Annotated in this window: 14 protein-coding genes, 1 tRNA gene and 1 pseudogene; 8 read left to right on the forward strand and 8 right to left on the reverse strand. The window is 64.0% G+C overall.

Going from position 1 to position 11,852, the window contains the following annotated elements; genetic code table 11:
- Positions 1–647: 647 nt before the first annotated feature.
- Positions 648–734, reverse strand: a tRNA-Leu gene (locus tag RX331_RS14700).
- Positions 735–908: 174 nt separating this feature from the next.
- On the opposite strand from RX331_RS14700, the gene RX331_RS14705 reads away from it, so the two are divergent.
- The gene (locus RX331_RS14705) at positions 909–1,337 is read left to right on the forward strand and encodes a twin-arginine translocation pathway signal (protein ID WP_317257231.1); all 429 of its coding nucleotides are present in this window, start codon (positions 909–911) and stop codon (positions 1,335–1,337) included.
- A 148-nt stretch (positions 1,338–1,485) separates the two neighbouring features.
- Here RX331_RS14705 and RX331_RS14710 read toward each other — a convergent pair whose 3' ends face one another.
- A complete protein-coding gene (locus RX331_RS14710; RefSeq protein ID WP_317257232.1) occupies positions 1,486–2,688 on the reverse strand; it encodes an FAD-dependent monooxygenase in 1,203 nt (400 codons plus the stop codon).
- Between the two features lie 7 nt (positions 2,689–2,695).
- Positions 2,696–2,941 (reverse strand): zinc-finger domain-containing protein, encoded by a 246-nt coding sequence (locus RX331_RS14715; protein ID WP_057852504.1) that lies wholly within the window; start codon positions 2,939–2,941, stop codon positions 2,696–2,698.
- Positions 2,942–3,201: 260 nt separating this feature from the next.
- Between RX331_RS14715 and RX331_RS14720 the strand changes: the two genes are divergently transcribed.
- The gene (locus RX331_RS14720; protein WP_317257233.1) at positions 3,202–4,350 is read left to right on the forward strand and encodes a hypothetical protein; all 1,149 of its coding nucleotides are present in this window, start codon (positions 3,202–3,204) and stop codon (positions 4,348–4,350) included.
- A gap of 54 nt (positions 4,351–4,404) precedes the next feature.
- Entirely contained in the window at positions 4,405–5,157 is a 753-nt protein-coding gene (locus tag RX331_RS14725; RefSeq protein WP_317257234.1) for an alpha/beta hydrolase, read from the forward strand.
- An 18-nt stretch (positions 5,158–5,175) separates the two neighbouring features.
- On the opposite strand, the pseudogene RX331_RS14730 reads toward RX331_RS14725, so the two are convergent.
- Positions 5,176–6,531: pseudogene (locus tag RX331_RS14730) on the reverse strand (hypothetical protein); the annotation flags it as partial.
- Between the two features lie 208 nt (positions 6,532–6,739).
- Between RX331_RS14730 and cysE the strand changes: the two are divergent.
- Together cysE and RX331_RS14740 are read left to right on the forward strand one after the other, a co-directional pair.
- On the forward strand, positions 6,740–7,567 hold the full coding sequence (gene cysE / locus RX331_RS14735; protein WP_317257235.1) for a serine O-acetyltransferase: 828 nt from the start codon (positions 6,740–6,742) through the stop codon (positions 7,565–7,567).
- Positions 7,568–7,674: 107 nt separating this feature from the next.
- Entirely contained in the window at positions 7,675–7,893 is a 219-nt protein-coding gene (locus RX331_RS14740) for a DUF3126 family protein (protein ID WP_317257236.1), read from the forward strand.
- 144 nt (positions 7,894–8,037) lie between these two features.
- Here RX331_RS14740 and RX331_RS14745 read toward each other — a convergent pair whose 3' ends face one another.
- Positions 8,038–8,751, reverse strand: coding sequence for a hypothetical protein (locus tag RX331_RS14745; protein ID WP_317258133.1), 714 nt, complete (start codon positions 8,749–8,751; stop codon positions 8,038–8,040).
- A gap of 221 nt (positions 8,752–8,972) precedes the next feature.
- Between RX331_RS14745 and RX331_RS14750 the strand changes: the two genes are divergently transcribed.
- Complete coding sequence (locus RX331_RS14750) at positions 8,973–9,302, forward strand: DUF6949 family protein (protein ID WP_317257237.1); 330 nt, start codon at positions 8,973–8,975, stop codon at positions 9,300–9,302.
- A 65-nt stretch (positions 9,303–9,367) separates the two neighbouring features.
- Positions 9,368–9,898, forward strand: a complete 531-nt coding sequence (locus RX331_RS14755; protein WP_317257238.1) for a gamma carbonic anhydrase family protein — start codon at positions 9,368–9,370, stop codon at positions 9,896–9,898.
- A 36-nt stretch (positions 9,899–9,934) separates the two neighbouring features.
- On the opposite strand, the gene RX331_RS14760 is transcribed toward RX331_RS14755, so the two are convergent.
- From RX331_RS14760 to RX331_RS14770, 3 genes are all read right to left on the reverse strand, one after another.
- The gene (locus RX331_RS14760) at positions 9,935–10,102 is read right to left on the reverse strand and encodes a hypothetical protein (protein WP_317257239.1); all 168 of its coding nucleotides are present in this window, start codon (positions 10,100–10,102) and stop codon (positions 9,935–9,937) included.
- A complete protein-coding gene (locus RX331_RS14765) occupies positions 10,099–10,326 on the reverse strand; it encodes a hypothetical protein (RefSeq protein WP_317257240.1) in 228 nt (75 codons plus the stop codon). Before RX331_RS14765 ends, RX331_RS14760 begins: the two co-directional genes overlap by 4 nt.
- A gap of 184 nt (positions 10,327–10,510) precedes the next feature.
- The gene (locus tag RX331_RS14770; protein WP_317257241.1) at positions 10,511–10,873 is read right to left on the reverse strand and encodes a hypothetical protein; all 363 of its coding nucleotides are present in this window, start codon (positions 10,871–10,873) and stop codon (positions 10,511–10,513) included.
- Between the two features lie 179 nt (positions 10,874–11,052).
- Between RX331_RS14770 and RX331_RS14775 the strand changes: the two genes are divergently transcribed.
- On the forward strand, positions 11,053–11,586 hold the full coding sequence (locus RX331_RS14775) for a hypothetical protein (protein ID WP_317257242.1): 534 nt from the start codon (positions 11,053–11,055) through the stop codon (positions 11,584–11,586).
- Positions 11,587–11,852: the final 266 nt, after the last annotated feature.

Below are 11,852 nucleotides of genomic sequence, written 5' to 3' on the forward strand. Positions count from 1 at the left end.
TGGCTTTTCTTGATCGGCTCGCACCCGCGCTGTCGCCTGCCTCGCGACGAAGTACAGGCGCGAAAGATAGCTACGGACGACGAGATCGGCCGGGCTGCTGGCCGGTCAATGTCGCCAGTTTTTACCCGGCATCAGTTCATAAAGTGCCAAGACATGCTTTTCGCGCTGCGCGCGCATTCGCTCTGCAATAGCCGTTGGGTCGGGCCGGGGCGGTAGCGGTATGACTACGCTGGTCAGAGCAGGCTGCAACGGTGGGGAAGTGGCAACGAATACGGGCTTCGGCTCGGGTTCGGGCCGATAGCCTCCGCGCATGTGTATGTTATCGTAGACTTTTTCGATATTATTTTCGAGGCACGACGCGTATCCCATGGGCATTCTGCCTTTAGTTGCGGGGAAGCGCACATACCAGTTCCCCACTAGGTTCGCGACCCAACAAAGTGTGATCGGCTCCGGCATTTTGACCGCGAACTTTTTGGCATTGTCGCGTGACCGCGACCGTCGGCACCCCTACGCTGCATATCGGAGTAACCACGAAAACCCATGTCCCGTATCTCGTGAATCGTGGGAGCGAGAGAACACCTCGGCCGTGCCCGCCTTCGCCTGTCGGCTTCGGCGCGGCAGCCTTCACTCGCTTCGCGCGCGAGGGCTGGTGCGGGCGGTGGGACTCGAACCCACACGACGTTGCCATCGAGGGATTTTAAGTCCCTTGCGTCTACCAGTTCCGCCACGTCCGCTTTACTCAGGAGATCAGATACTTAGCGCCTTTATTGGAGAAGTAAAATCGGCATGTTCTCCAGCCAGGCGCGTGCTTTGCTTTAAGCGAGGGCGTTTGCCAAAGCAAAGCCTCAATGCGGACACTTTGGCCCTGTTTTAGGCAATCTCAATACTATCCGCTTGGGCGAGGGTCGATGCCGATATCGCTGCTCCACGACAGGTCGTTCAAAGGCTGCCTTGCCGCGCTGGCGCTGGTTGCGCTGGGGGCGGGCCTGTCCGGCTGCGCCGGGATGAGCGATACGATTGCGCCGGCCTTCGCCGATCCCGCCAAATACGATCTCTACAATTGCCAGCAGCTCGAAACGGAGCGCAAGACCCTCGCCGGCCGTACAGCGGAATTGCAGGGGCTGATGACCAAGGCGGAAACCGGCGTCGCCGGCCCGGTGGTCGCGGAGCTCGCCTACCGCAATGAATACATTGCGCTGCGCGGACAATCGAAGCTAGCCGATGAAGCCTGGCAGAAGAACAGGTGCGTGGAATCGAAGCCGGAAGCGCCGCCCCCGGCCAAGTCGGCTCCCGTTGCGAAGGGTGGTCGGGCCAAAGCCAAACGGGCCGCGAACTAGACTTCGATGAGATGATGCTCGGTCGATCGCCGGCTACGCAGGGCCTTGACGGCTACTGTGCATGGGGTTGTTTTCGATATTTTGGTTTGGGCGGTCAGCGCGGCCTCGGGCCGGACCCGATCTCGTCCGTCGGGGCTGGAATTCCCGCTCACACCCGCCAATCGTAAATCCAGTCCTGCCGCGCCAGCATGCGCGTAGGCCCCATCGCCTTGATGGCGAGGTCACGCGCCAGCGCCAGCGGCCCGGTCAGATGATATATATGTCCCTGCTGCCGTGCCGTGCGCTGCACCCGCTGCACGCGGCCGCGCCGCAGGCGGGCATAATGCTCCAGCGCGGCCGCGATGCCGGCGGCGTTGTTGCTCGGGGCTTCGCCGAGGCATTTCGCGAGCACGGCGGCGTCCTCGATCGCCATGCCGGCGCCCTGGGCGGCGAACGGCAACATCGCGTGGGCGGCGTCGCCGAGCAGTGCCACGGCGCCTTCCGTCCATTGGCCGAGGTCGGGCAGCGTGAACAGCGCCCATCGCCGCCAGCCGTCGACGGCACCCAGCAGCATGCGCGCCGTCGCAGGCCAGCCCTTTGAGGCGAACGCGCCCTTGAGTTCGTTGACGTCGCCAGGGGCGCTCCAGCCCGGCCGGTTCCAGGTTCCCGGCACGATCGCGACCACGTTGATCTGCCGCGCCGCCGAGATCGGGTAGGCGACCAGATGCGCATCCGGGCCCATCCAGAGCTGGACCCGGGGCGCGGTATATTCGCGCGGAAGCGTCGTCGCATCGAGGGTACCGCGCCAGGCGATCAGGCCCGAAAATTGCGGCTGTGTCTGCGGGAACAGATGGTTCCGCACCGCCGACCAGATGCCGTCGGCGCCGACCAGCGCCGCCGCCAGCTCCTGCTGCCGCGTGTCGCCGCGGCGCTGCACGACCGTCAGTCCCCTGGCATGCGAGGTCACGTCCTCGAACTGGCAGCCGAGCCGCAGGTCGATGTCGGGGTGCTCGCTCACTGCCGCCGCGAGCGCAGCCTGCAGGTCGGCGCGGTGCATAACCCAATAGGGCGCACCGGCGCGCTGGCCGGCAGCCTCGCCGAGCGGCACGCGAGCGATCTCGCCGCCCGCCCGCGCGCTCATGATGGCGATGGCCTCCGGGGTCACGGCGCGCGAGGTGAGCCGCGCCCGCAGGCCGAGGTCAACCAGGATTCGGCTGGCATTGGGCGAAAGCTGCAGGCCGGCGCCGGCTTCCTCCAGCCGTTCGGTCTTCTCCAGGATGATGACGCGAAAGCCCTTCGCCGCGAGCGACAGCGCTGCCGTCAGTCCCCCGATCCCGGCACCAGCAACGATGATGGTGCGCGCGGCAGCCACCGAAAGGTCAGGCGACCTTGTCCTTCAGCACGCATTCCGGCGGGCGGGCCTCACCCGCGCCGAGGTCGGCGGCAAAGCGGTACAGCGTCGAGCAGTACGGGCAGATGATTTCGTTGTCGTTGCCGAGGTCCAGGAACACGTGCGGATGGTCGAACGGCGGGTTGGCGCCCACGCACATGAATTCCTGCGAGCCGATCTCGATTACCGAGACGCCGGCGTCGTTGTGGAAATGCGGGACGACATGGTCGGACATCAGTTTCACCTTGGATAGCAACGGTAGGCGGACGCAATCAACACGATGCGGCAAACCCGAAACGCCGCGCACCATAGTGGGGGGTGCCGATGATTCCTAGAGCCGTTGGCCAGCGATTCCTGGAGGTCCCCACCGCACATTCGCTCATGCAAATTCGACACAATCTTGTCGTCGGAGAAAAGCCCTTCTTTCGTCGGGGCAGTTGTGTCTTAAAAACGGCACACCATCTTGAGATTGACGAAAACATTGGGCTTTTTTGGATGAGGCGGTTGCGGCTCGGTTTGGCTTTGGCGGGGATGGCGCTCAGTGTTGCGGTGTGCGCAGCGCTGTGGCCGCATGCCCGCGAGGCCGGCGCCATCCTGGCGGCGCAGGACGACCCCGCGGCGCTGTCCGATATCCACATCAATTCCGCCTTGCGGGCCAATCAGGCACTGGTCGCCGAACATATCGAGGCGGCGCTCGCAGAAGGCGATTCCGATCTCGCCAGCAGCTTCGTCGAGCTCGCCCGCGACAAGGGCATTGCGGTCAGCGACGAATTGTCGAAGCGCGTCAGCGACGCCGTTACTGACGCCGGTTCGGCGTCGCATTTTGCCAAGCGCTTTGCGACGGGTCTCGTCACCGGCAATGCCGAAGATGTCGCGAGCCTGTCGGGCACCGTCGCCGGCGATCTCTTCGTGTTCGGTGACATCAGGGACGTCGTGCGCGAGGGCAAGCACCTGGCGACCGGCGAAGAGGCGGACCGCCTGGTGCTCGGCCTGGCAACCGTCGGGCTCGCGGTCACCGCCGCGACCTACGTTTCCGTCGGCGGCCTCGGTCCGGTTCGCGCCGGCCTCTCGATGGTCAAGGATGCCCGCAAGGTCGGGCGGCTCGGCGAGGGATTGACGCGGTGGGCCGGGCGTTCCGCGCGCGAGGTGGTCGACGCGCCGATGTTGCAGCAGGCTGTCGCGAAGGGCTCGGTATTGCGGCCCGGCGAGACCGCCAGTGCGATCAAGGCGGCGTTCCGTGCCGAGAAGGCTGGCGGACTGGTGCGGCTGGCGAAGGACGTCGGCCGCGTCGGCGAGAGGGCCGGCACGCGCGGCGCACTCGACACGCTGCGGATCGCGCAAGGGCCCAAGGATGTTGCCCGCGCCGCCCGGCTTGCCGAATCCAAGGGTGGCCAGACCCGTGCGATTCTGAAGGTGCTCGGCCGCGGCGCGCTGCTGCTGGCCGCCGGCACATTTAACCTGACGATGTGGATTTTTGGCGCGCTGCTGGCGCTGTTCGGTTTCCTGTCATCGATCAAGGCGATGACCGAACGGGCTACCGAAGCCTGGCTGCGTCGAAGCAAGGCGCGGCGCTTACGAAGGCAGGCGGCGGCCGCGAGCATGCCGTCCGGTCCGGCTCTGGCGGGTGCCGTCCCGCAGGGCTAAACTTGCAGCATCGCAAGCCTGCTTCTTTCGATCCCCCAAAAAATGGAACTGATGATGCCGAGCTTTCACAACGGCGCTGTCGAAATTGCCTATCTCGATGAGGGGGAAGGTGATCCGATCGTTCTGGTGCACGGCTTTGCCTCCAGTAAGAACGTGAACTGGGTCTATCCGACCTGGGTCTCCGATCTGAGGAAGGACGGCCGCCGTGTCATCGCCCTCGACAATCGCGGCCACGGCGATTCCGAAAAGCTGTACGACAGCGCCGACTATGAAATCGCGATCATGGCGGGTGACGTCATCGCGCTGCTCGATCATCTCGGCATCGAGCGCGCCGATGTCATGGGCTATTCGCTGGGCTCGCGGATGACGGCGATACTGGCGCGCGAACAGCCGAAGCGGCTGCGCTCGGCGATCTTCGGCGGAATCGGGATCGGGCTGATCGAGGGTGGCGGTCCCGGCGAGAGCGTGGCGCTCGCGCTGGAGGCGCCGTCGCTCGAAGATGTCACCGATCCGGTGGGGCGGACCTTTCGCGCCTTCGCCGACCAGACCCGCTCTGACCGCCGCGCGCTGGCTGCCTGCCTGCGCGGCTCGCGGCGGCTGATGACGGCGGAAGAGGCCGCCGGGATCAATGTGCCGGTGCTGATCGCCGTCGGCACCAAGGATGAGATCGCAGGCTCAGCCGCGGCGCTCGGGGAAATCATTCCGGGCGCCAAGGTGCTCGACATTCCGAACCGCGATCACATGCGCGCGGTCGGGGACAAGGTCTATAAAGCCGGCGTCATCGACTTCCTGTCGCGTCGGCAATGAACGGTCGCGCGATGCCGCCTCGCCGGTGACGAGCCTGACGGCCGCGATCAGCACGACCGTGGTCGTCAGCCAGGCCATCCGTGCGCCATAGCGGTCGTGCGGGCCGGATATCACGGCACAGATGAACGCGTTGCCGAGCACGGCTGATGTGATCGTGCCGGCGAGCAGCGTGAGCTCGTCGAACGGCCGGCGCAGCATACCATGGCCGAACAGAACAGCGACCAGGAGCAATGATGCCAGCGCGACGGGAATGTGAACCGCGTTGATCGCGGTGAAGTCGAAACGCCAGCGCTGCTGCTGCGCCGCGCGCATCGGGTTAACCTGCGCTGGCAGAAAACGCTCGATGATGCCGTAGGTATGGCCGAGCCAGACGCCGACACCTTCGCCGGTGCCGACCTGCACCAGTTGCTGCGCCGTACCCGTCAGCGCCGCCTTGGCCTGCCAGGCCGGATATTCAGCCAGTGAATGCAGGACGATCTGGCTCATCTCGTCGCTCATGCCTTGAAAGCGGCCGAGCGTGTTGAACATGCTGTTGCCCCACAGGAACTGATCGGCCGTGGCGGGAAGCTGGTCGCGATAGGGGCAGAGTTTGAAATGCTGTGTCGGACAGTGATCGCGCAAATATTGCGCGACGATGCCATCCTGCAGCATCCGGCCGAAAGCGACGCCGTAGCCGCCGGGCGTCCATGCCAGCTTTCCGGACAGCGCGAAATTGGTCGACAGCAACAGCACGGCCCCCGCGACGACGGTGAGGCTGCCCTGCATTAAGCCGGAAACGGAAATCTGCCCGCGCAGAAAAGGGCGCGCGATCCATCCCATGCAGCACAGCCCGAGCAGCACGCCGAGCGTCGCGCTATGCGATGCGGCGCTGAAAGCCGTGAGGCCGAACAACAGGCATTTTTCCGGGATCGAGATTCGCTTGCCCTGCGCGACCAGAATGTAGAGCGCCAGCACGGCAAGGCCGGCAAAAATGTCGGTGAAGAGCGTGCTGGTCAGCCAGGGCAGCGAGGTGGTCAAGGCCAGCGCGATGCTCATGGCAAGCAGCCGCAACGGCTGCGGCATGCCGAGCACGCGCAGCAAGAGCTGCAGAATCCACAGCGTCGCCAGCGCCTGGATCCCGAGATTGATCCAGAAGCTCGAATCCTCGCCGAAATGAAGGTAGAGCCCGAACGTCGTCGAGCGGCTCGGCACCAGATAGCTCTCATACCAGCGCGCGAGGTAGCCGCCGGTATCCCACTGGAGCAGTGGGTAGCCATTCCACAGCGCGGGCGCCAGCAACATCAATGGGATGGCAATGGCCGCGATCCAGGCCGACCGCGAAGCCGCGGCGGTCCGCGCCTGCAATATCTGCGTGCTGATCTGACTTTCCCCCATTAGGTCCCAGCATCCGGGAATGGCCGGCCGGCCGAAATTGATCAATAGTCGGACATGATCCGGCTTGAATTCCGGAATTGACTGACCACCTTGAACTGACCCCGAACGGCGTTCCGCAACGGTTTACTTTGCCGGGGCCTGCCCGGGACAGAAGCCCGCCCGCCGTGCTATCATATCGGCAGACCCTAGCGAATTTGCGAGAGCCATCATGGCAGTGCATCAGGTCAATCCGCAAGCGTCGAAGCTCGCCGCACTCGATCCGATCTGGGACCGAATCCGGGGCGAGGCGGAGGATATCGTCCGCCGCGAGCCCGAGCTTGCCTCCTTCATCTATTCGACCGTGCTGCACCACGACCGCCTCGAAGATTCGGTGGTGCATCGTCTCGCCGAGCGGCTCGATCATTCGGCGCTGTCGGGCGATCTGATCCGCCAGACCTATGACGAGGCGCTGCGCGACGAGCCCGATCTCGGCAACGCGTTCCGCGCCGATCTCGTTGCGGTCTACGACCGCGATCCCGCAACCTCGCGCTTCATTGATCCCTTGCTCTACTTCAAGGGTTTCCACGCGCTGCAGACCCATCGCCTGGCGTACTGGCTCTATCAAAAGGGCCGCAAGGATTTCGCCTACTACCTGCAGAGCCGCTCCTCGGCGGTGTTTCAGACCGACATCAATCCCGCCGCCAAGATCGGCCGTGGCATTTTCCTCGATCATGCGACCGGTTTCGTTTGCGGCGAGACCGCTGTCATCGACGATGACGTTTCGATCCTGCACGGCGTCACGCTCGGCGGCACCGGCAAGGAGAACGAAGACCGTCATCCGAAGATCAGGCGCGGCGTACTGATCGGGGCGGGGGCAAAGATTCTCGGCAATATCGAGATCGGCCACTGCGCGCGCATTGCCGCAGGTTCGGTGGTGGTCAAGCCGGTGCCGCATAACGTCACCGTGGCCGGCGTTCCCGCCAAGATCGTGGGCGAAGCCGGCTGTGCGGAGCCGTCGCGCACGATGGATCAGATGCTCGGCGCCATCGGGCTTTGATTTTCCACACTTTCTCCCAGCCCTATTTGTGAACTTACGGCTGGTAGTCTGTGTCGTCTCGTCCTAAAAACCTCCCGGAAAATTCAGTGAATCCGATGGAGACCGTCGTGGACGTTCAGGAAGTCAGGAAGCTCGACGCTTATCTCAAGCGCGTATTCGGCAATCCCAAGATCCGTGTCGTGCCGCGGCCGAAAAAGGACGACTCCGCCGAAGTCTATATCGGCGAGGAGTTCGTCGGCGTGCTGTTCGTCGATGACGAGGATGATGATCGCTCGTTCCAGTTTCAGATGGCGATCCTCGAGGAAGACCTAGCTGACGTCGGCTGAGGCCGCGCATTTCGTGCTCGCATCACAGACGTCGTAGGGTGGGCAAAGCGGAAGCGTGCCCACCGATTGTCTTTCTCGAATTGCGAGTTCTTGTGGTGGGCACGGCGCTGCGCGCCTTCGCCCACCCTTGTACAAAGTCGGCGCCTATCCCCTCGGCCCGCGCATCTGCGCCGTCAGGCGGTCCATCGCGTCAGCGACGTCGCGCCATTGTGACAGCCAGCTCCGCGGAAAACGGAACGTCAGGTCGGCGCCGTCGACGCGGCGCTCGCTGAGGCACATGCCCGGCGTCAGGCCGTCGCGCGTGCAGCGCGCGTTAAAGCCAGGTGTGGCGGCGGAGAACAGATCCTCGTTGGCGTAAGGCGAGCCGTCGCGAAAGGCGCGCATCGTCAATCCGTCATTGATCGGCGTCGCCGCCTGATCGAGGTAGCGCGGATAGATCGTGCGCAGGCGCATGTCGGGTGCCAGCGCATCATGATGGGCCGATATCGAGACGAAGATCCGGTCGATCGGCTGCACCTTGTCTTCGATCGTGTCGGCACTGACGTGCTTTGGCGCATCCGGCACTTCAAGCGAGGGGAAGACGAAACTGAGATCGACGCGCTCCTGCGGCCCGGAGTGTCGCTGGATCTTGCGGCGGATCGCGGCCGTCGGCACGTTGAAGAGCGTGGTGCCGACGCTGACCGGCAGCCGATCCGGACCGCCGGCAGGACGCGCAACCCAGGTCGGCCACAACAGATAGGCAACCAGTGCAACGGCGCCCGCGGCGATGGTCACGGCCGCCACGATCAGGATCATGTGTGAGCGCGGGTCCCTGCGGGTGTCGCGGGCAAGGTGCTGGGCCGTCGAAAGCAGGGTCATGAACGAAGCGTTGGTCGATGGTGGAACACGCGAATCATTTGGCGAATATGCCACGATGCCGGCGATTTCAGCATGATTTCGCCGGCTTTCGGGCCTCGTCAGCCATGCGCGAACCGGGTTCTCGTCGCCGGCCATTAACCTTTCCTTAAGGATGCTATGGCGGGGGCCGGGCAATTTTGCGAAAGCAGGGCGCGCGGTTTTTTCGAGTTTCCGGAAGCATCATGTCGCCAGAGGCGTTGAATTCCCTGTTCGCTCTTTGCATCGGCTTTGCGTTCGCGGGCGCGCTCGCCAGCGGTTATCAGGCGATGGCGGCCCGGCCGGCGGGGTTCGGGCTGCTCGGCGAAGGCGTCGCGCCGAAGACATTTGCGGCCGTGCCGTTTCTGGTTTTCGCCGCGCCGTTCATCATCATGCGCAACACCCTGCGCGGCGCGAAGATCGAGCGCCGGCGCTTCGAATTCGTGATGATGGCGACCGTACTTTCGGGCTTCTGGAGCATGATGTCCGGCACGTTCTTCATCATGACGCTGCGCGCCACGGGCTTGTTGGCCTGAAGCTGCTCGCTTGATCCGCTGCCAGCGGCTGTGCCAAGGTCTCCGCCAACGGAGGCCTTTTTGTCATGGCGATCTACGAACTCGACGGGCAGGGACCTGAACTCCCTGCGGACGGAAACTATTTCATTGCGGACACCGCCACCCTGATCGGCAAGGTGCGTCTTCTGGACAATGCCAGCGTATGGTTCGGCGCAGTGCTGCGCGGCGACAATGAGTGGATTGAGATCGGTGAAGGTTCCAACGTGCAGGACAATTGCACTTGCCACACCGATCCCGGCTTTCCGCTGACGATCGGCAGGAACTGCACCGTCGGCCACAACGTCATCCTGCACGGCTGCACGCTGGAAGACGACGCGCTCGTTGGCATGGGATCGATCGTGATGAACGGCGCGCGGATCCGCCGCGGCAGCGTTGTCGGCGCGGGATCGGTCATCACCGAAGGCAAGGAATACCCCGAATATTCGCTAATCATCGGCTCGCCCGCGCGCGCGATCCGCACGCTGACACCCGAGCAGGCGACTGCAATGGGACGTGCCGCGAAATCCTACCAGCGCAATGGGCCGCGATTCAAAAGCGGATTGACGAAGATCGGTTGAGAACGCCGGTCCGCATCTGATATTCCTCGAGCGTGCTCAGGTGCCTTCACTCTCATTGGCCTCGCGGGCGCCGGCAACCTTTTCATGACCGGCGGCCCAGAGGGCGTGCTCCTCGCTGCCGTCCCGATACGGATTGGCTTCCGCCGGGATGTTCTGGCGCGCCGCGCGCTCGCCCTGCTCGAAAGGGTCCGGGTCCGAGTTCATGATGGCGTCCTTCCGCTTCTCGCGCGTGTCTTCTTCGGCGCCTCGTCCTTCGAAAACCGCGCGCTCTTTCGCAGGGCATCCTTGAGGTCGACGGGAATGCCGTGCTTCTTGAGCAGGTCGGCAAAGGCCTCGTCCGCCAATTCCTGAAATGTCGCCATCCGGTCGCGCCCAAGCTGAGTGAGCTTGCCGAGCGTGTCGTCGTCGAAGGCAATCAATTTGCGCAAATTCTGACCACTCCGGACTGTCGAGCGGATGTGAATGAATGATCCGGGCGCGGATTCGTTCCGGCAGGAACCAGGACAGGGGCGCCGTCGTTGCTCCAAAAAGGAGATTTCCGATGAAGCTCGCGTCTGCAACCATCGCCGTTGCGGCAATTGCAATTCTGATATCCCCGGTCGCTTCGCTCGCTCAGAGCTCAGGTGGGTCATCCGGTGGATCATCGTCTGGCAGCACCAGCGGCAGTGCTGCTGGCTCGCCGAGCGCAGGCTCTGCCGGAGCCGGCTCGCAAGCTACCAGCGGCGTCCCTCCCGGGCCCGCCGCTCCCGGCGGCCTTAACAACGCCGGCGAGGATCCAAGCGGCGCAGCGAACTCGGTAAGGCGGGCATCGCCACCAGCGCCCGGCACTAACACCGCCGGCACCGCGCAGTCATCGGGCGGCGGTGTCAACACCGGCAGCGGCGTAACAACCGGTTCGGCGAGGTCGTCGGGATCGGGGACGACGGTCACCGGCCCGCAGACGAGTGGCGATGCCGCGATCAACGAAGAGAACAAGGAAGTCGATCGCAAGATCAAGAGCATCTGCCGCGGTTGCTGATCTGCCGATATGGTCGCGCAGAAGTGAGCAAGACTGCTCAGCCAAGTCACAGAACTCGTCCTAGAATTCCGTGGGATCTCTCGGGATCCGACGCCGAAAGCGTCGAGCGTCCATACGCGCGGCTGGGAGGACGGTTATGCTACGCAAACTGATGATTGCTTCGTTCGCATTCGCCTCGGTCGCCATGCTGGCACCGGACATGGCTTTCGCCCGTGGCGGTTTTGGGGGTGGCGGCTTCCACGGCGGCGGCGGATTCCATGGCGGCGGAGGCTTCCGGGGCGGCGGCATTGGAATGGGTGGCGGCGGCTTCCGCGGTGGCGCGATCGGCATGGGTGGTGCCGGCTTCCGGGCCGCCGCAATCGGTGGCGGTGGTTTCCGTGCGGCCGCCTTGCCCGCGGCTGGATTCAGGAGCGGCGCGCTTGCCGTCAATCGTTTCCACGGTGGCTTCCACCATCACGGTTTCCACCATCGGAGATTCCCGTTTGCCGCGGCGGCCATCGGCCTTGGCCTGGGCTACGGCTACTACAACGACTATTATGATTACGGCTATCCGTATTACGGAGACTATGCAGACGCCTACTACTACGGCGATGACGGCTGCTACATCGTTCGACGGAGTGTGCTGACGCCATATGGCTGGCGTATCCGGCGCGTGCAGGTCTGCGGTTGATCCGGATGAATAGGGCGGCCTCGTTGTTATTGTATCGAGGCGGCTATTGATATCGTTCGCTGACGCGCCGTACGCATCGGATGGGGGATGTTGAACATGCTTACAGCGCCCCAATTGACGTTGATGTTTTTGATTGTCGTGGTTGGCTTGGGTACGGCATTCGTCTGGATGTTCTGGGAGATCGAGCGAACGATGTCCCGGCTACGCCGGATGCCGAGACCACATCGCAACGGCGGTCCCCTCGGCTAGCCATCCCGGCACCTTGC

Source organism: Bradyrhizobium sp. BWA-3-5, assembly GCF_032917985.1.
In the GTDB taxonomy this organism is placed as follows: Bacteria; Pseudomonadota; Alphaproteobacteria; order Rhizobiales; family Xanthobacteraceae; genus Bradyrhizobium.